We start from the raw sequence: 19,049 nt of genomic DNA on the forward strand, positions 1-19,049 counted from the left end.
GCGATCAAGCGCAAGCTTCGATCGACAAAGGAGACAGGCAATGAACAGTTTGCGTCCGAAGCGGCTTGGACACATGGTGCTGATGGTGCGCGACATCCAGAAATCCGCGCGTTTTTATACCGACGTGCTGGGCCTGAAGGTGTCCGACTGGATCGGCGACCAGATGGTATTTCTGCGCGCCGGCAGCGATCATCACGATCTCGCGCTTGCTCAACTGCCGAAAGATTCCCCCGACTTCGACGATCTGCCGCGCTACTCGCGCCCCGGTCTCGAGCACTTCTCTTATCTGATCGACAGCTACGAGGAAATGGAACGCTCGGTGAAAGTGCTGCAGGAACATGGCGTCGAAATCGTTCGCGGTATCGGCCGGCATGGTCCGGGCAATAACCTGTTTCTCGTCTTCAAGGACCCGGACGGTAATAACGTCGAGGTGTATTTCGACATGACGCAGATCGGCGAGCGCGACGCGCATGAACCGCAAGTGTGGGAGCGCACGATCGAGTCGTTCGATCAGTATCGGTTCGAGCGCTTCGTGGTGCCGCCGCCACCGCATCTGGTCGCGCAAAAATCGGCGCAGGCAGCGGCTGAAACTGCGGCCCCGTCAAACGCCGCTACCGATCCAGCACCCGCCGATCCCTCTGAAAAATCCTGATTCGGCAAACTTCGGAACCCTTATGAAGCGATTGATCGAAACCGTCTTGTTCTGGATCGTAATCGGCCTGATCTGGGAATTCGGCGTGCGCTGGAGCGGCACGCGCGACTACGTGCTGCCGGCGCTGTCGCAAGTGTTCGCCGCCGGTTGGGAAATGCGTGGACAACTGCTGTCGGACACGCTGACAACGGCGTGGGAAGTGTTCGCCGGGTTCGCGCTGGCGCTGGCCGGCGGGCTCGCGATCGGTTTGCTCGCCAGCATGTCGGGCATCGCGCGGCGTACTTTGTTCCCGCTCGTCACCGCGTTGCAGAGCATGCCGAAGATCGCGCTCGCGCCTTTGCTGATCGTGTGGTTCGGCTACGGTTTCGCGTCGAAGCTGGCAGCGGCGGTGCTGTTCGCGTTCTTTCCGATCGTTATCGCAACGATGGGCGGTCTCGCCGGCGTGCCGCGCAATCTCGACGAGCACTTCCGCGCGCTCGGCGCGTCGCAGGCCAAGACCTTCTGGTATCTGCGCTTGCCGGCGGCGTTGCCCGCCTTGATCGACGGTTTGAAGATCGCGATGCCGCTGGCGGTGATCGGCGCGATCGTCGGCGAGTTCATCGGTTCGGAGTCGGGGCTTGGGCATCTGATCGTGTTCGCGACGTCGAACGCGCAGACGGCGTTGTCGTTCGCGGCGATCCTGATGGTGACCGTGCTGGCGATGCTGTTCTATTGGGCCGTCGAACTGGTATCGCGCGGCGTGTGGTGGAGAGGAGTGACGGTCTGATGGCAATGGTCGACAAGTTGCGTATCGTTGAGCGCGCCGTGGCAACCGGCGCAGCGGTTCATCCCTTGCCGCGCGACGGCGCGGCGCCCGCGCTGATCGCGGTCGAGCAGGCCGGCAAGCGGTTCGCCGCGCGCGGCGGCGCGCAGGCGTTCAGCGCGCTGGAAGACGTCTCGATGCAGATTCGGCAGGGCGAATTCGTATCGATACTCGGCCCGAGCGGTTGCGGCAAGAGCACCTTGCTGCGCATGGTCGCCGGCCTCGTGCCCTGTGACGACGGCCGCATCCTTCTTGGTGCCGAGCCGATCGGCGCGCCGGTGCCCGACATCGGCGTGGTGTTTCAGACCAGCAATATGCTGCCGTGGCTGACGGTCGGGGCCAACATCCGGCTTGGCGCGAAGCTGCGCAATCTGCCGCGCGCGCAAGTGGAAGAGCGGCTTCCTGCGCTGCTGGAAACCTTGGGCCTGACGGCCTTCGCCGACCGCTATCCGCACGAGTTGTCGGGCGGCATGCGCCAGCGCGCCGCGATCGGGCAGATTCTGCTGCTGCAGCCGCGTGTGATGCTGATGGACGAACCGTTCGGCGCACTGGACGCGCTGACCCGCGATCGCCTGAACGTCGAGTTGCTGAGAATCTGGCAGCAGAGCACGCTCACCGTGTTGCTGGTCACGCATAGCATCCACGAGGCGGTGTTTCTGTCCGACCGGGTGCTCGTCATGTCCGAGCGGCCCGGCCGGGTGATCCACGACGTTCGGATCGATCTGCCACGGCCGCGCCAGCCGGATCAGGTGAAAAGCGATCCGGCCTATGGGGAATATGTCGCTCATCTGTCGAGATTGATGGGCGTCTTCTGAGGTCGGGGCCGCCGCTGGGCGAGGGTGAAAGCATTCGTGTATTCGCCGACTCGCAGATCGCCGAACTGGCCGCGGAAATCGCGCGTGAATCCGGCGAATGAGACGCAGGGTCAATTCAGACGTAGAAACCGTGATATTGGCGGCGCCCGGATTATTCACGCGATAACGTTTGCGCGCCTTAATCCGCAGATGTTTAAATTTTGTTGATTCAGAAGCCGTGAAGGTTAAATCGGACTTTGCTATTTGCGAAGTCGAAAAAATCATGTCGCGTAAATTCAACAGGGTTATTGATAAGAGGAAAACGTTTGCGACGGCTGAACCCCCGGCTACGTCTGCAAAGTGGTCGATCGGGCGGCTTCGGTGCGCTTTGCGGGAGGCGTCGTATAGTCGCCATCGGACGTAAAAGTGGCGGGAAAGCGCGTTAGAATGCGCGGCGCTCAATGCGGCATGGCCAGCGGCGCACCAGCGGAGTGCGCGAATAAAGTCAGACGTTTTGCATCCGATCGTGCGAATCCTGCGTATAGGGATCGCCGGTAGCATCGGCCAGCGGCAAACTCGGACCGGTAAAAAGGGGTGTCACGATATTAATCCGCGCCTCGAGTCGCCCGCTGGGAATAAAACATTCTAAAAAAAGTAGGACTTATGGCAACGAGGATTCTGTCGATTTTCGGCACGCGGCCGGAAGCCATCAAAATGGCGCCGCTGGTCAAACAATTGGAAGCGTGCCCCGATATCGATTCGGTGGTGTGCGTAACGGGGCAGCATCAACAGATGCTCAATCAGGTACTCGATCTGTTCGAGATCGTACCGGACCACAATCTGGCCCTGATGACCGGCAACCAGACGCTCAACGGTTTGGCGTCGCGCCTGATCGCGTCGCTCGACGACGTGCTCGCGACCGTCCAGCCGGATCGCGTGCTGGTGCATGGCGACACCACCACCGCCTCGGCGGCGGCGCTGGCTTCGTTTCACCGCCGCATTCCGATCGGCCACGTCGAAGCGGGCCTGCGCACCGGCAATCTGATGCAGCCGTGGCCGGAAGAGATGAATCGCCGCGTCGTCGACGTGATGAGCGACCTGATGTTCGCGCCCACCGCCAGCTCGAAGGCCAATCTGGCGCATGAGTCGCTGCATGGCCGGATCATCGTCACCGGCAACACGGTGATCGACGCCTTGAACCTGACCACCGCGCGCATCGACAACGATCCGGCCCTGCGTGCCGAACTCGACGCGCGCCTGCCGTTCCTCGACGGCTCGCTGCCGGTGCTGCTGGTAACCGGCCACCGCCGTGAAAGCTTCGGCGAAGGTTTCGCGAATATTTGCGCGGCGCTCGCCGATCTGGCCAGAACGGACACCGTGCAGATCGTCTACCCGGTCCACCTGAATCCGAACGTGCGCGGCCCCGTGCAGGAAACGCTCGGCGCGGCGCGCAACGTGCATCTGATCGAGCCGCTGGATTACCTCGGTTTCGTGCGGCTGATGCAGCGCGCGTCGATCATCCTGACCGACTCGGGTGGCGTGCAGGAAGAAGCGCCCGCGCTCGGCAAGCCCGTGCTGGTGATGCGTGACGTGACCGAGCGCCCGGAAGCGGTCGCGGCCGGCACGGTGCGCCTCGTCGGCACCCAGCGCGACGCGATCGTGCGCGCGGTGAGCGGCCTGCTCAACGACGCGCGCGAGCGTGACGGTTTCGCTCGCCGCATCAACCCGTACGGCGACGGCCACGCTTCGCAGCGTATCGTCGCGGCGCTCACCGGCCGTCCGTTCGAGGAGTTCGCGAGCGCAAGTGGTGAGGAGTCCGCTCCGACGTCGCGCGTCCCGCTCGGCGAAACCGTGCAATAGCGACCCGCGGCCGCGGTTCGGCCGCGCAGGCGCCAGCGCCGACCGGTTTTGAACCGGCTGGCGCGCATTCGCTTCGCGCGCCCGTTAGCCGCCGCCCGCACGGGCCATCCAGTGAAACGCCCGCCGTGCCGATAACACGGCTAAGGACCACTGGCAAACCACCGTTGGCCTCCGGCTTCGCGCCGGACTGACCGTTCCAGACAATCCATGTCGCGTAAATCCGGCTGTGCCGCTTGCGCGCTAATTAAGAGATAAACAACGTGATCCCCGATCAACCGATGCGCCACCTTGCCCGCCCCCGTCTGACGGCACTCGCCGCGCTGCTGATGCTTGCCGCCAGCGCCCACGCCCAACAGCCGACCGACCTCGCCGGCAGCTTCGCGCAACTCGGCAGCGGGCGTCTCGCGACGCGCACGGTGTCGCTGGCCGAACTGGGCATGCGCGACCCGGTCGTGCTGCGCGCGCCGGACGGGCGTCAGGAACTCTACCTGCCGGTGCCGGCGGGCGTGCCGCTGAGCGACGCGGCCCTGCAGATCGACGGCAATTATCTGCGCGGCAACGGCGGGCGCACGACCATGCTGGTCTCGCTCGACGGCTCGCCCGTGCTGTCGCGCACGCCGACCCAAGATCAGGGCGACGCCTCGGCCAGCCTCGGCGTCGACGGTGCAGCGCGGCCGAGCGGGTTCGTGCGCGTGGGTCTGGACTGGTCGTCGGTGCTCAGTGACAACATCTGTACCGATCAGACCGCGATCGGCAATGTCTGGCGCATTGCGCCGACTTCGCGCCTGACCTATCGCTACGATCCGGACGCGATCGTCGATCTGCGCAGCGCCTGGAGCGCGTTGCCGCACAAGCCGGTGGTGATGCTCGGCGCCCGCACGCTGGCGGCGCCCGCTTTCGACGCCGGCTGGCGTGTCGAAGCGCTGTTGCAACGCGAAGGCCGCACGCCGGTCACGCGCGCATGGCCGTCAGTGGGCGAGACGGTGAATCTGAGCGATATCGACGTGCCGGCGCCGCTGCGCGCGATTCCGGCCTTTGCCGCGCTGGCCGCGGGCGGTTCGCACAAGCTGGCCAATCCGGCGGAAGCGGGCGCGCTGATCGCGCTCACGCCGCGGGCGGCCTTCGCGCCGGACGTCATCATTGCCGACGACACGCTGCGCAATACGCTCAAGACCACGCTCGACGCCTTGCGCGAGCAGGTCGCGAGCGCAGGGCCCGGCGCCGCCGAAGCATTCGATGCCTGGCGCGCCCGCGCGATCGATCCGATCGCCAAACCGCTTGCCTCCGGTGAAGTGCGCCTCGCGCATCTCGGCGGCCAGACCGCGATCGTGGTCGGCGACAACGACGCCGTTTCCGTGCTCGCGCGCGCATGGCGTCCGATCGACGTGACGAGCCGTCTCGTGGTCCATCAGATCGACAACGCACCGAACGCGCGCGGCGATGAGATCGCGCTGTCGCTGCTCGGCGGCGAACCGCGCACGCTCGACGTGCAGGGCCGCGCCACCTGGGACGCGAACTTCGACCTCGGCGCGGCATCGGGCAACGGCAAGCTGCCGGCTTCCGTGGTGCTCGACGTGGCCGCCTCGCCGACCGCGAACAACACGGCGCAGACCGCTTCGATCTTTTTCAACGACGTGCTGATCGGCTCGCAACTGCTGAACGCCAACGGCAAGCCGCAACGTATCACCGCGCGCGTGCCGCACTACGCACTCGCGCCGAACAATCTGCTGCGCGTGGTGTTCCAGCGCCAGCCGGAAGGCGGCTGCCAGCCGCGCGGCCAGGGCCATCCGATTGCGGTTTTGCCGAGCAGCCACTTGACGCTCGCCGACGCCAAGGTGGATGACGACTTCACCGGCATGGTGGCGCGCTTCGCATCGGAAGCGACGGTGATCGTGCCGGCCGCGTATCTGAACGACCCGACTCAGGTGCTGCCGCGCGTCGCACGCCTTGCCAATGCGAGCGGCATTGCGCCGACCCGTGCCACCTTCAGCGTCGCGCAGGACGGCCAGGCCGTGAGCCCGAAGGGCGCCTTCCTCGCCGCCGATGTCACACTTGCCGATGAAAAGAGCCTCGCGCGTCTGTCGAAAGACCGCCTCTCGCTGACCGATGCATCGGGCAAGATGCTCGCGGACGTGTCCGGTCTGAATCGCGTCGGCGTGATCGAAGCGGTGAAGTCGGGTACGGTCTCGGGTATCGCGTACCGCACGGTCGGCGATACGGCGGCGATTCTGCCGGCGACCCTGCAACTCTCGCGCGGCGACGTCGCGATCGTGGACGGCAGCGGCACGCTGCGCCAGTTCGATACGCGTCATCCGGGCGAAGTGGTCGATGCCGACGACGTCGAAGGTCCGTGGTACATGCAGGCATGGGTGCGCTGGGGCATTCCGGCCGCGCTCGTCGCGCTGCTGATCCTGCTGGTGCTGGTCGCCAACGTGGCGCGCAGCCGGAATCGGGACAAGTCGTGAACGTCGCGCTGATCAAGTGGTATGGGGGCTACGCGGTAGCCCACTACTACCATGCGCTCGAATATGTCGCGGCGCTGGTGGCGATCATCATCCTGCTGTCCAGCCTCGACGATCTGTTCATCGACGCCTGGTACTGGACCCGCACGATCTATCGCCGCTTCACGGTGCAGCGCGCCTATCGGCCGCTCACCAGCGCGCAGCTGTATCAGCGCGAAGAGCAGCCGATCGCGATCATGGTGCCCGCGTGGCACGAGTACGACGTGGTCGCCGCGATGATCGAGGACATGGTGCGGGTGATGGACTACCGCAACTATGTGGTGTTCGTCGGCACTTATCAGAACGACCCGCAGACCATCGCCGAAGTCGAACGGATGCGCCGCCGTTATAAACAGCTGCGCCGCGTGGAAGTGCCGCACGACGGTCCCACGTGTAAGGCCGACTGTCTGAACTGGGTGATCCAGGCGATCTTCAAGTACGAGGCCGAAGCCGGCATCGAGTTCGCCGGCGTGGTGTTGCACGATAGCGAAGACGTGCTGCATCCGGTCGAACTGCGCTTCTTCAATTACCTGCTGCCGCGCAAGGACATGATCCAGTTGCCGGTGGCGTCGCTCGAGCGCAACTGGTTCGAACTCGTCGCCGGCACCTACATGGACGAGTTCGCCGAATGGCACGCGAAGGATCTCGTGGTGCGCGAGAGCCTGGTGGGTTCGGTGCCTTCGGCGGGCGTTGGCACCTGTTTCTCGCGACGCGCGTTACTCGCGCTGAATGCGCAAACCGATAACCAGCCGTTCAACACCGAGAGCCTGACCGAGGACTACGACGTCGGCGCGCGCCTGGGCAAGATGGGCATGCAGTCGATTTTCGCGCGCTTCCCGGTGCAGTTCGCCACGCGCCGCAAGGCGTGGTTCGGGTTCGGCAAGGAACGCGACATCACCGTGACGATGCCGCTGTGCGTGCGCGAATTTTTCCCCGACACGTTCCGCACCGCCTACCGGCAACGCGCGCGCTGGACACTCGGCATCGGCCTGCAAGGCTGGAAGCAGACCGGCTGGACCGGCTCGCTGGCGAATCGCTATCTGTTGTTCCGTGACCGCAAGGGGATCGTCACCGCGTTCGTCGGCATCATCGCGTATGTTCTGGTGATCCAGTTTCTCCTTTTTGCCGGTGCCGATCTGTTTGGCTGGATGCCGGATCTGATCGCTTCGCCGTTTTCCGATTCGGCCTGGTTGCAGACTCTGCTGCTGGCCAACGGCTGCGCGCTGCTGTTGCGCGTCGTGCAGCGGATCTATTTCGTGACCCGCCTCTATGGCTGGGAACACGGTGTGCTATCCGTACCGCGGATGGTGGTGGGTAACTTCATCAACTTCATGGCGGTGTCGCGTGCGTGGAAGATGTTCCTCACGCATCTCGTGACGGGCAAGCGCCTCGCATGGGACAAGACCATGCACGATTTTCCCTCCGCGGACGGTTTCAACAATCGCCGTCAGCGTTTGGGAGAGTTGCTACTGTCGTGGCAAGCCATCGACCCGGACAAACTCGAACAGGCGCTCGGCGAAAGCCATGCGCGTGAGGCGCCGCTGGGCCGCGTGCTGATGGCCAAGGGTTGGCTCGACGAAGAAACGCTCGCGGAAGCGATTGCGTTCCAGGCCGATCTGCCGCGTGGCCGCCTGCATGCCGAGCATCTTCAGACGGACGCCGCGCGCCTGCCGCTCGAAGCAATCGTGCGGCATCGCGTGTTGCCGCAGTTCGACGAGGCAGGGCAGCGCACGATCCTGTTGAGCGCGAGTCCGCTGGCCGAGCCGGTATTGGCCGAGCTGAGCGCGCTGGTTCAAGGGCCGGTGGCGCAGGAGATCGTGCGTGAGGGCGAGATCGCCGCGGGGCTGCGCGTGCTGCGCGGCGTCGAGCTCGTGCAACCGGTGGTCGACGGTGCGCAGCAGGCAGGCGCGGCGGCGGATGCAACGGTCGATGGCGCGGCGGGTACTGCACCTGCGTCCGTGCCCGCACGCAGCGTGCCGCTGATCGGCGATCTGCTGATCGAGCACGGCTACGTGCGGCGCGAAGCCTTCGAAGCCGCCATGCAGCACTACCGTCCGGATCGCCATGGCCGTATTGGCGACTACATGGTGGCGCGCGACGTGATCTCGCGTGTCGCACTCGAGAACGTAATCCAACAACAGCGCCGCATGCAGGGCGCTTTGACGGCAACCGAATGATCGAATCATTTTTTGTCCGGCGCGCCGGTAAGACGCGCGCTTCTTTGACAGTGGGTGCATCGTGTGAATGGGCGGAGTCGGTCGCGCAGCGTCGGTCCGGTATGTGGCCGGCCGCGAGCACCGCGTTCGCGCTGCGCAGCGTCGCGGCGGCACTGCTGGCCGGCGCGTTGAGCGTGAGCGGCGCGGCGCATGCGGCGAACGTGGGGACCGCGACGAACGCGACAAACGCGGCAAATCCGGCGAACACCGCCAGGCCGGCGAGCCTGACGGACGCCGCGCAACTCGCCGCCACTGCCCAGGATCCGTTGCCCTTGAGCGGCGCGGCTTACCGAGTCGCGCAGCAGGCGTACACCGCCTACGGCAGTGGCGACTACACCGGCGCCATCGCCCACGCACGCGAAGCGATTCGCCAGCGTCCCGATGTGGTGTCCTTGCGCGTATTGCTGGCCAACGCGCTCGCCGCGCAGCGTCGCTACAGCGAAGCGAGCCGCTCGCTCGGCGACGCCATCGCCCAGATCGGCCGCGAACCGGCATTGGTGTCGCGCCGCAAGCAGATCGATGCGTTGAACGTGTCGACTCGCGCGGTCGCGCGGGCCGGCCGTCAACAGGCGGCCGATCCCGACGCGCTCAGCGGCCCGGCCTTGATTGCCGCGCAGCAGGCCTACAAGTCGTATAACGCCAAGGACTTCGCGGGCACGATCAAGCCGGCCAACGAGGCGATCGCGTTGCGGCCCGATCTGCTGCGTCTGCGTTTGCTGCTGATCGATGCGGCGAGCGCCGCCGGTCAGGACACCGATGCCTGGAGCGCCGACCTCGACGCCGTCAAACGTTTCGGCGACAACGACGATTTGCGTTTGCGCCGCAGCTTTATCGGCAGCCGCCTCGCGCCGACGGCGTCGGGCGCGTCGTATGCCGCGCGCAAGAAGGGCGATTACGCGCAGGCCGCCACGCTCGCGCGGCAGGCGGTCGCCTATGCGCCGGACCAGGTCGGCTATCGCATCCAGTTAATGGACGTGCTGTTCGCCGCCGAGGATCTGCCCGGCGTGCAGGCCGCCGCAAGCGACGCGATCGCTGCCGACGACACCGAAATCATGCCGCTCGCGTTGCGTGGCTATGTGCTCGCCGCGCAGGGCAAGACGGAGCAGGCCGAAGCGGACTTCACCAGGGCTCTGCATGCAAACGACGCCACTCAGCGCAACCAGCGCGTGGCGCGCGTGATCATCGCGGATGTCTGGATCGCCGAAGGGCAGCCGCAACGTGCGATCGATCTGCTCGCTCCGCTGAAGGTCAATAGCGACGACACCGATCCACCGATTGCACTGCGTCTGGCGCGGGCGCGCCGGATGGTGGGGCAAACGGCAGCGACGGCAACTGCAGCGACGGCAACTGCATCGACCGCAACCGCCGCCGCCACCACGCCACTGGACCCCCAACGCCGCCCCGTGATCGACTGTGTCGTCGACCAGTTCGGCGCGAGCTGCGACGTCTACGCCGCCGACCCCGGCTTCAGCGCTGCACGCGCATCGAACCTCGCCGCCGCGGCCAACGACAAGACCGGCGCGGTGGGTTATGCGCGCGAAGCCGTCAAGGCCGCACCCGACGACCCACAACATCGCGTGGAACTGATCAACGCGCTCAGCACCGCCGGCGACGACCGCGCCGCTGGCAAGGAAGCGCAGCGCATGATCGACGCCGGCATGCTCGACGCGATGCCCGCCATGAGCGCGGCCTACATCGCGCAACGCGCCGGCAACAATCGCGTCGCGTCCGAGCGCTTCAGCATGGCCGACAAAGCCGGCGCGATGCCGAGCAGCGCCTATGCCGACGCGGGCTACGCCGCCGAGGACGCGCATCGCAACAAGGACGCCGCGCGTTACTTCGAGCGCGCCATCGACGCGAGCGCCACACCGGGCGACGACGGCACGCCGCCCGCCACGCCCGTGCAGTTGAACGAGATGCGCAGCGCGCACGCCGAGGCGACCCGCAACTGGGGCTTCGACACCTCGCTGAACTATCGTGGCGCGGGCATGCAACCGGGCTATGCGTCGTCGCCCACGCCGGGCGGCACGTCGAATAACTGGCAGGCCGGCGTGGAAGCCTACTGGCGTCCGTTCGGCAGTCTCGGCGACCGCATGTTCGAGTTGTACACGCGCGGTTACGAGAGCTTCGGCGTGAAGAACGGCAGCCCGAGCGGCGTGGACACCTTGCAGGCCACGCTCGGTGCGCGCGCGAAACCGTTCGCGCAGATCGATGCGATCGTGGCCTTCGAGCGGATCTTCCCGATCGGCTCGAAGGTCAATCCGGACTGGCTCGCGCGGCTCGCGTATTCGGGCGGCTACGGCACCGAACGTCGCGTCGACGTGCCTTCCTGGTGGACCGTGCAGATGTACGCCGAAACCGGCACGTATCTGAACGCCGGGTCGGTCTATGCGACCACCAACATCGAAGCAGGCCGCACGTTCCGCATGGACCGTTACAGCCCGAAGTGGACCGTGTTCCCGTACGCCGTGATCGGTGCGGACTACGACTCGAGCGTCGACCACAGCATTCCGGTCGGTGCGGGCGTGGGTGTTTCGACGCGCTACTGGTTCCGCGACGGCAAATACGACGCGCCGCGTTCGTACGTCGATCTCTCGGTGCAGTACCGCTTGAAGATCACCGGCGACGATCGTGCGCGCGGCGTGTTCTTCGGTGCGATCTATTCGTATTGATCTGGATGAGTGACATGAAGAAAATCCGTCTGATTCATTTGAAGCTGGCCTTGAGCGCGACGCTGCTGCTGTCGGCCGCCGCCGCGCAGGCCGCCGCCGACGACGTCGCGAGTCTGTACGGTCCGCAGCCGCCCGCCAACGCATCGTATCTGCGCGTGCTCAACGCGTCGTCGCAGGCAGTGCGTGTCGCGCTCGCCGGCAGCGAAGCGCCGCAAACGCTCGCGCCGGGCGCGGCCACGCGCTTCAGCGTGCTGACGCAAGGCACGCCGGCGCGCGTCACGCTCGACGGCAAAGCGCTCGGCGAGGCCGCCGGTGCGGCGAACGCGGGCGACGCGGTGACCGTCGCCTTGCGGCACGACGCCAGGGGCTGGCACGGCACGCGCATCGTCGGCCGCTATGAGCGGATCGACGGCTTGAAGGCGACCTTGCGGGCGTTCAATTTCGCGCCGGGTTGCAGCGCGACAATCGGCGTGGATGGCAATGGCCCGACCGTGTTCACGCAAGTGGCCGAGGGGGCGCAGGGCGCGCGCGCCATCAATCCGGTCAGCGCGAAACTGGTGGGCCGATGCGGCAGCGCGGCCAGCGCCGCACTGCCGTTGCCGACCCTCGCCGCCGGTGACAGTTACAGCCTGTTCCTGACGGGCGATGCCGCCAGGCCGGTGTTGAGCGGCACGCGCGACGCGCTCGCCTGGCCACCGGCTGCGAACTGAGTAGCGACAGACGTCAGCAGGGCCAACAGAAGAGGGCGGCGCGGCACCGGCCGCTGCCTCACAGCTGCGGATCGACGCTGCGAATCAACGCTGCGACCCACGCTTTAATCCACATACGTTACGGGGATTTCACGACATGACCGACGCGAACCGTTCACTCGTCTCATCGTCCGGCCAGGGCGAGCCGTTCAGTGACGGCCGCCGCCGTCTGCTACTCGCGCTCGCCGCTGCGCCGCTCGCGGGCGTCCTGTCGCTCGCGCCGCGCCGCGCGTCGGCGGCCGCGTCGACCAGCGTGATCGAAGGCCGCAATCTGTGGCTCTATCCCGGCTGGGAGAGCATTACCGACGACGCCACGCCTGCGTGCCTGAAAGCCGTCGATCTGATCAAACAGACCGCCGACAAGCTTGCCGCGCGCGGCATTCACAGCGTCATCGTGATCGCGCCGCTCAAGGCGCGGTGCTGCGCGGAGAATCTGCCGGACGGCAGCGCGATGTCGCAAGCCGTCGCCGCACGTTATGAGGCCATGCGCACGCATGCCAACTCGCTCGGCCTCGCCTTCGTCAACGCGCCATCGGTGATCTCCGCAGTCGACGCCTCGCAGGAAAAATACATTCGCGCCGACTACCACTGGAGCGGCCATTCCGCCGAAGCGGTGGCCACGCGCGTCGCCAAACGGCTCACGACGTCCGGACCGCTGAAGGGCACGGCAGGTAGCGGCAACCGGCTCGGCAAGTGGAATGAGGAGATCCGCTACGGCGACCTCGCGGCGTTGCTGTCGCCGGATCGCAAGAAGGCAATCGGCAAGGATCATTTCGTCGTGCGCACGGCGGCCGCCGCACAGAGTCTCGTCGACGGCGGAGCGCCGCCGGTGCAGGTGGTCGGCAACAGCATGGTGCAACCGTACCTCGGGTTTCCGCAGAAGCTCTCGAACGCGATCGATCGCCCGGTCGGTTTGACGTGGACTTTCGGCGACACCGGTCCGTGGAAGACGCTGCTCAATTATCTGGAGTCGCCCGACTTCAAGGCGAATCCGCCGCAAGCGCTAGTCTGGCAATTCAATGAAGGGCAGATGATGAATCTGCCGAGCGCGGCGGGTCAGTGGGATGCGCCGTCGGTGATGGCCGACGACGCCTTCCTCGCGCGCGTTGCCAAGGCGCTCGGCTGATGAGCGAGTCGGTTGGCCGCACCGCGGCGCGCTCCGCGAGCAGGAATGCCGAAGCGGGGCAAGGCGAAAACGCTTCGTCGGCGCGCGCGCCCGGACGTGCGCATCGTCGCGTTGCGTGGCTGGTCGCGTCGTTGCTCGGGCTCGGCTGTGTCGGCGCGTTGAGTACGCTGGCCGTGCAGTCGCGCAACGGCGCATCGTTCGACGCACACGGTTGGCGCGACGGCAGTCTCGGCCACAGCCTCGATCGCGCGATCGACGTGCCGTACGCGGCCACGCTGCATCGCTGGCAAGCGGCGGCGCGTTACCGGTTGGTCGGCGACCTCGGGCATCAGGTGCGCGAGGGTTGTCCCGGCTGGCTTTTCTATGCGGACGGATTACGCGCGCCGGTGCAGGCGGGCCACGATCCCATCGAACGCGCGGACGGCGGCGATGCGCTGACCGACGCGCGCATCGCCACCTTGCAGCGCTATTCGACCGCGCTGCGTGGCATGGGCGTTCAACTGGTGGTCGTGACGGTGCCGGACAAGGCGCGCGTGCAAAGCGACATGCTGTGCGGACTGCAGCAGGACGCGCGCATGACGCAGCGCCTGAACGTGTGGGACCGCGCGCTGAGCGCGAACCACGTCGCGCACGTCGAACTGCTCTCCGCTTTGCAGGCTGCGCGTCCGGCGTTTTTCCGCACCGACGTGCATTGGAACGCGCGTGGCGCTCAAGCCGCCGCACAGGTGGTGGGCGCATCGCTTTTGCCGTTGCTCGGCAAGCCTGGCGATACGACCTTCACGCATACGACAGCGCAACCCGCGCCGCGCGTCGGCGATCTGTTGACGCTGGCCAATCTCGACAAGGTGTCCGACGCGTGGCGGCCGGCGCCCGATGTGGTCGCGGCGCAAACATTGCAGGCGCAACGAAGCGGCGGCCTGCTCGACGACGGCCCCGCCGCCGAAGTACTGCTGGCGGGCAGCTCATTCTCGCGCCGCAGTGCCTTTGCCGAGCGACTCGGCGAACAACTCGGCCGTGAAGTCTGGAACGTGAGCCTCGACGACGGCCAGTTCGATCGCGCCTTGCAGGCGATCTGGCGCGACCGCGCGAGCTGGCCGAAGACTTTGCGCGTGGTCGTCTGGGAGATGTCGGAAGACGCTCTGTCGATGCCGGTCGAGCCGGTCAGTGTCGACGCAACCCACCCCGGCACGACGCCCGCCGCGGCCACCGGCACGCTTTCCGCCACCGCGCGCCAGGACTGATCCCGATGCTCTTCAATTCGTTCATCTTCCTCACGCTGTTCCTGCCGCCCGCGTTGGCCGGCTACTACCTGCTCGGGCAACGCACGCCGCGCGCGGCAGCGGCCTGGCTGTGCTTGGCGTCGATCGTGTTCTATGGCTGGTGGAATCCGGCTTTCGTCGGCCTGCTCGCGGGTTCGATCGTGTTCAACTACGCGATGAGCTGCGCGATCGTCGCCGCGCCGCCCAGGTCGGCTCGGCGCAGCTGGCTGCTCGGCCTCGCGATCGCGGCCGACCTGGCGCTGCTGGTGCGCTACAAATATCTCGCGACGCTCCTGACCGCGCTGGTCCACGCAAGCGGCCTCGCACCGGCGGACTGGCTCGCGCACGGCATGCAGGATGTGATCCTGCCGCTCGGCGTGTCGTTCTTCACCTTCACGCAAATCGGCTATCTGCTCGATTGCAACGCGGGCATCGTCAAGGAACGCGATCCGCTCGGCTACGTGCAGTTCGTCACGTTCTTTCCGCATCTGATCGCCGGGCCGATCCTGCATCACAAGGAAATGATGACGCAGTTCGCGCAGCCGGCCACGTACCGGCTGCGGGCGGAGAATCTCTCGGTTGGCGCCTTCGTCTTCACGATCGGCCTGGCGAAAAAGGTGCTGTTCGCCGATACCATTGCGCCTTTCGCGGACGCCGGTTTCGCCGCGCCACACGAATTGCAGTGGCTGGCGGCGTGGGGCACCTGCCTCGCGTACGCGCTGCAGCTTTACTTCGATTTCTCCGGCTATTCGGACATGGCGATGGGTCTGGCGAAGATGTTCGGCGTGCGCTTCCCGCTGAACTTCAATTCGCCGTTCAAGGCAGCCAGCATCATCGATTTCTGGCAGCGCTGGCATATGACGCTCACGCGCTATCTCACGGCCTATCTGTACTATCCGCTGGCGATGCGTATCAATCGCAGCCGTGCGTTGCGCGGACTACCGATCGGCCGTCTCGCGCAGCGTTCGTCGCGCGGCTTTCTCGCGACCGTCGCGCTGCCCACGTTCTATACGATGGCGCTGGCCGGCATCTGGCACGGCGCCGGCTGGCAGTATCTGATCTATGGCTTGCTGCATGCGTCGTATCTGACTGTGAATCACGCCTATCGCGCGTGGCGGGCGGCTGCGGCGCCCGCGCCCGCTGCTGCAGGTGCAGCGGGTGTTGCTGGCGGTGTGAGTGCTGCAGGTGCAGTGCGCGCCGCTGGTTCGACGACGCGCGCGGCGTCGGCAAACGGGCTTGCCCTGCGCGCCCGTCATGCCGGTAATGTGCTGCTTACCTTTGTCGCCGCGCTGGTCGCGTTCGCGTTCTTCCGCGCGCACGGCGTCGGCGATGCCCTTGCGCTGTTGCAAGGCATGGCGGGGATGCACGGCATCGAATCGCTGGACTGGCCCGCCTGGGGCGCGGCCAGCATGAGCGCGGGCGAATGGCTGCATCTGGTCGCCGGGCGCTCGACGCTCGCCTTGCAGATCGCCGCCCTGCTCGTGATCGTGTGGTGCGCGCCGAATTCGCATCAGTTGATGGGGCGGTTCTCGCCGGCACTCGAACGCGCGGCCGAAGGCCTGCCTGCCGCGCTGACGTGGCGGCCGTCGCTACGCTGGAGCGTGGCGATGCTCGGCATGCTGGTGTTCTGCGTCGCGCAGTTGCATGGCGAAGTGCGGTTCCTTTATTTCCAGTTCTGATTGATCGAACGACGTTTGCGCAAGGACTCAACACAATGACTCAAAACGAAACGCTGCACGCCGAGGTCGCGTCGCTGGTGGAATCCGTGGTACTGCGCCCGGTGCAGGGCGATGAACTGCTGCTTGAAACGGGACTCGTCGATTCGGTGCTGGCCGTCGAAATCGTGATGGGCGTCGAGATGCAATTCGGCGTGCGGATTCCGCCGACCGAGATCGCCGAACATCTCACCTCGGTGGATGCGCTCGCCGCGTTCATCGCGGCCAATCGCTAGGCGCACCATGCGATTCGATCTGAGCGCGGGCCGCTTCGTCGAAACCGATGTGCGTGCCGACGCATGGGCGGTGATCGGTGCCGATCGCGCGTTGCACTGGCACGAACTGGCGGCCGAGGCGCAAGCGTGGGCCGAACGGGCGCGCGAGCAAGGCTTTGGCACCGACGTGCCGGTGATCGTGCGCGGCCACAAGGAAGCGGCGTTTTTCGTCGCGATGACCGGCGCGTTGTTGCTCGGCGCGCCGTTCGTGCCGGTCGATACGATCTATCCGGAAGAGCGCATGCGCCGTATCGCGACGACGCTCGGCGCGCAGATCTACTTCGACGCGCAGCACGACCGCTTCGTCAATCTGAATGGCGGCGCGCAGCCGAACTCGAACGAGCCGCCGGCGCAACCGTTGCGCGAGAAAAACCTCGCCTACGTGCTGTTCACATCGGGCACGACCGGCGAGCCCAAGGGCGTGCAGATCGGCCGCGAGAGCGTGGCCGCGCTCGCCGCATGGATGGCGGCGGATTTCGCCCTCGGCGACGCGCCGGTGTTCCTGAATCAGGCGCCGTTCAGCTTCGATCTGTCGATGTACGAGGTATTCGGCACGCTTGCTTCGGGCGGCACGGTCGTGCTCGCGTCGCGTGCGCTGACCGCGCAGGGCGCGGCGTTGCTGGCGACGCTCGAACACCACGGCGTGACGACGTGGGTGTCGACACCGTCGTTTGCGCAACAGCAGTTGCTCAACCCGCAGTTCTCGCAAGCGGGCTTGCCGGCGCTCAGAACCTTCCTGTTCTGCGGCGAAGTGTTGCCGCTCGCGCTCGCGCGGCAATTGCGCCAGCGCTTTCCAGCGGCGCGCATCATCAATACGTATGGGCCGACCGAGGCGACGGTGGCGACCACGTGGATCGTCGTGGACGATGCGGTGCTCGCCCAGCATGCGCGCCTGCCGATCGGCCACGCGAAGCGCGACGCCGAAGTATTCGTCGAGGCGGGCGAGTTGTGTATCGCCGGCGCGCACGTGATGCGCGGCTATCTGAATCGCGACGACCTGAACGCGGCACGCATGTTCACGCACCACGGCCAGCGCGCGTTTCGCACGGGCGATCTCGGCGCGCTCGAAGGCGACGGGCTGCTGTTCTGCCACGGCCGCATGGACGACCAGATAAAGGTGGGCGGCTATCGCATCGAACTGATGGAGATCGATGCGGCGTTGCGCGCGCTGCCCGGCGTGGCGAGCGCGGCGGCGGTGCCGTTGCGCCGGCCGGACGGGTCGGTGGCGCGGATCGTCGCGTTTGTCGCGTTCGTCGCCACCGGCAGCGACGATCGCCGTCTACCCGACGTGCTGCACGACTGGAAGACGCTGCTCGGCGCACGCCTGCCACCGTATATGATTCCGTCTGAATTGCTCGCGTGCCGCGCCTTGCCGGTGTCGGTCAACTTCAAGATCGATCGCGTGCAACTTGCACAGGATTACCGTGACGCTCATCTCAACGCACAGCGGCCGGCCAATGCGTGATCCGCTCGATTCGCGCCAACCCCGGACAGCGTCCGCGACGGGCGTAGCCGTCGCCGCACCGTGTTCGCCACGCCGACGGGCGCTGCTCGCCGCGGGCGTATGCGCGGCCTTCCTGAGCGCCTGTTCGGCGCCTGGTTCAGGCGACCCTGGCGCGCTCGCGCAGGGCGTCGTGTGGCAGGTCGATACCGACCATACCAATCCACAGGGCGACTGGAACCGGCTCGGCGTGACCGATCTGCTGGTGCAGTGGACAGCGGTGGACGGCACTGCGTTTCTGGCGGGCAACGATCCGGCGAGCACCGGTCTGCAAACGTCGGAGCGTCAACCGGACTGGACGCGCGTCGCCGGTGAGCCGTGGGCGCGCAACGTGATCGTTGGATTGGCAGGGCGTTTCGATGAGGCCACGGCGCGCGCGCAAGTGGCGCAACTGATCGCGCAGTCGAAGCAACTGGCGGCCGTGCGGCCACCGGTTCGCGTCGATGGCTATTACTTTCCCGTGGAAGTGGACCCGACCTGGCAGGACGCCGCGAAGCTCGGCTTGCTGCTCGATCAATTGCCGCGACCGCTGTGGATCAGCGTCTACGACAACTCGAATATCGGTGGCGCGGCGCTCGCCGCGTGGCTGGACGGTTGGCTGCCGAAGGATGTCGGCGTCTTTCTACAGGACGGTTGCGGCGTCTATGCACGTGGCCCGGCGGCTGCGCGCGGTTACGCGGATGCCCTGGTGCAGCGCCTCGGCAAAGACCGCGTGAGGATCATCGCCGAAGCGTTCCGGCCCGCGCCGGGTGGCGTGTTCCGCCCGGCCACGGCGGCCGAGCTCGAGCCCCAGTTGCGCGCCTATCGTGGTTACCGGACCTATCTGTTCGATGGTCCGCATTACGTATCGGCGCAGTTAGTGCAGGAGTTGCTGAGCCTGCAGCAACAGCAAGGGCAAAAGTAACCTTACGCGTGGGCAGGGCGCTT

14 protein-coding genes are annotated in these 19,049 nt (G+C 66.3%); all 14 read left to right on the forward strand.

What is annotated here, in order from left to right; translation table 11 throughout:
• Positions 1-40 precede the first annotated feature (40 nt).
• The gene (locus FQ705_RS16350) at positions 41-652 is read left to right on the forward strand and encodes a VOC family protein (RefSeq protein WP_260854542.1); all 612 of its coding nucleotides are present in this window, start codon (positions 41-43) and stop codon (positions 650-652) included.
• A gap of 22 nt (positions 653-674) precedes the next feature.
• The gene (locus FQ705_RS16355) at positions 675-1,418 is read left to right on the forward strand and encodes an ABC transporter permease (protein ID WP_144142843.1); all 744 of its coding nucleotides are present in this window, start codon (positions 675-677) and stop codon (positions 1,416-1,418) included.
• A complete protein-coding gene (locus FQ705_RS16360; RefSeq protein ID WP_144142845.1) occupies positions 1,418-2,269 on the forward strand; it encodes an ABC transporter ATP-binding protein in 852 nt (283 codons plus the stop codon). The genes FQ705_RS16355 and FQ705_RS16360 overlap by 1 nt, the downstream gene beginning before the upstream one ends.
• Before the next feature lie 642 nt (positions 2,270-2,911).
• A complete protein-coding gene (gene wecB, locus FQ705_RS16365; RefSeq protein WP_144142847.1) occupies positions 2,912-4,108 on the forward strand; it encodes a non-hydrolyzing UDP-N-acetylglucosamine 2-epimerase in 1,197 nt (398 codons plus the stop codon).
• A 278-nt stretch (positions 4,109-4,386) separates the two neighbouring features.
• The gene (locus tag FQ705_RS16370) at positions 4,387-6,573 is read left to right on the forward strand and encodes a cellulose biosynthesis cyclic di-GMP-binding regulatory protein BcsB (protein ID WP_144143549.1); all 2,187 of its coding nucleotides are present in this window, start codon (positions 4,387-4,389) and stop codon (positions 6,571-6,573) included.
• Positions 6,570-8,786: a glycosyl transferase family protein gene (locus FQ705_RS16375; protein WP_144142849.1), complete on the forward strand. Its 2,217-nt coding sequence runs from the start codon at positions 6,570-6,572 to the stop codon at positions 8,784-8,786. Before FQ705_RS16370 ends, FQ705_RS16375 begins: the two co-directional genes overlap by 4 nt.
• Positions 8,783-11,497, forward strand: a complete 2,715-nt coding sequence (locus FQ705_RS16380) for an NfrA family protein (protein ID WP_144142851.1) — start codon at positions 8,783-8,785, stop codon at positions 11,495-11,497. Before FQ705_RS16375 ends, FQ705_RS16380 begins: the two co-directional genes overlap by 4 nt.
• Positions 11,498-11,511: 14 nt before the next feature.
• Entirely contained in the window at positions 11,512-12,207 is a 696-nt protein-coding gene (locus tag FQ705_RS16385; protein WP_186307883.1) for an alginate O-acetyltransferase AlgF, read from the forward strand.
• 136 nt (positions 12,208-12,343) lie between these two features.
• The gene (locus FQ705_RS16390; RefSeq protein ID WP_144142855.1) at positions 12,344-13,372 is read left to right on the forward strand and encodes an alginate O-acetyltransferase AlgX-related protein; all 1,029 of its coding nucleotides are present in this window, start codon (positions 12,344-12,346) and stop codon (positions 13,370-13,372) included.
• Positions 13,372-14,613: an alginate O-acetyltransferase AlgX-related protein gene (locus FQ705_RS16395; protein ID WP_144142857.1), complete on the forward strand. Its 1,242-nt coding sequence runs from the start codon at positions 13,372-13,374 to the stop codon at positions 14,611-14,613. The genes FQ705_RS16390 and FQ705_RS16395 overlap by 1 nt, the downstream gene beginning before the upstream one ends.
• 5 nt (positions 14,614-14,618) lie before the next feature.
• Positions 14,619-16,310 (forward strand): MBOAT family O-acyltransferase, encoded by a 1,692-nt coding sequence (locus FQ705_RS16400; RefSeq protein WP_144142859.1) that lies wholly within the window; start codon positions 14,619-14,621, stop codon positions 16,308-16,310.
• A gap of 35 nt (positions 16,311-16,345) precedes the next feature.
• The gene (locus tag FQ705_RS16405) at positions 16,346-16,582 is read left to right on the forward strand and encodes an acyl carrier protein (RefSeq protein ID WP_144142861.1); all 237 of its coding nucleotides are present in this window, start codon (positions 16,346-16,348) and stop codon (positions 16,580-16,582) included.
• 7 nt (positions 16,583-16,589) lie between these two features.
• The gene (locus FQ705_RS16410; RefSeq protein ID WP_144142863.1) at positions 16,590-18,086 is read left to right on the forward strand and encodes a D-alanine--poly(phosphoribitol) ligase; all 1,497 of its coding nucleotides are present in this window, start codon (positions 16,590-16,592) and stop codon (positions 18,084-18,086) included.
• Positions 18,079-19,026: a hypothetical protein gene (locus FQ705_RS16415; RefSeq protein WP_144143550.1), complete on the forward strand. Its 948-nt coding sequence runs from the start codon at positions 18,079-18,081 to the stop codon at positions 19,024-19,026. The genes FQ705_RS16410 and FQ705_RS16415 overlap by 8 nt, the downstream gene beginning before the upstream one ends.
• The last annotated feature ends 23 nt before the right edge of the window (positions 19,027-19,049 follow it).

Origin of the sequence: Paraburkholderia sp. BCC1884, from assembly GCF_900996225.1 — a bacterium.
GTDB lineage: Bacteria > Pseudomonadota > Gammaproteobacteria > Burkholderiales > Burkholderiaceae > Paraburkholderia.

Coding starts and splice junctions, on each gene's coding strand:
- FQ705_RS16350 (WP_260854542.1), top strand. CDS start 41: ATGAACAGTTTGCGTCCGAAGCGGCTTGGACACATGGTGCTGATGGTG.
- FQ705_RS16355 (WP_144142843.1), top strand. CDS start 675: ATGAAGCGATTGATCGAAACCGTCTTGTTCTGGATCGTAATCGGCCTG.
- FQ705_RS16360 (WP_144142845.1), top strand. CDS start 1,418: ATGGCAATGGTCGACAAGTTGCGTATCGTTGAGCGCGCCGTGGCAACC.
- wecB (WP_144142847.1), top strand. CDS start 2,912: ATGGCAACGAGGATTCTGTCGATTTTCGGCACGCGGCCGGAAGCCATC.
- FQ705_RS16370 (WP_144143549.1), top strand. CDS start 4,387: ATGCGCCACCTTGCCCGCCCCCGTCTGACGGCACTCGCCGCGCTGCTG.
- FQ705_RS16380 (WP_144142851.1), top strand. CDS start 8,783: ATGATCGAATCATTTTTTGTCCGGCGCGCCGGTAAGACGCGCGCTTCT.
- FQ705_RS16385 (WP_186307883.1), top strand. CDS start 11,512: ATGAAGAAAATCCGTCTGATTCATTTGAAGCTGGCCTTGAGCGCGACG.
- FQ705_RS16390 (WP_144142855.1), top strand. CDS start 12,344: ATGACCGACGCGAACCGTTCACTCGTCTCATCGTCCGGCCAGGGCGAG.
- FQ705_RS16395 (WP_144142857.1), top strand. CDS start 13,372: ATGAGCGAGTCGGTTGGCCGCACCGCGGCGCGCTCCGCGAGCAGGAAT.
- FQ705_RS16400 (WP_144142859.1), top strand. CDS start 14,619: ATGCTCTTCAATTCGTTCATCTTCCTCACGCTGTTCCTGCCGCCCGCG.
- FQ705_RS16405 (WP_144142861.1), top strand. CDS start 16,346: ATGACTCAAAACGAAACGCTGCACGCCGAGGTCGCGTCGCTGGTGGAA.
- FQ705_RS16410 (WP_144142863.1), top strand. CDS start 16,590: ATGCGATTCGATCTGAGCGCGGGCCGCTTCGTCGAAACCGATGTGCGT.
- FQ705_RS16415 (WP_144143550.1), top strand. CDS start 18,079: ATGCGTGATCCGCTCGATTCGCGCCAACCCCGGACAGCGTCCGCGACG.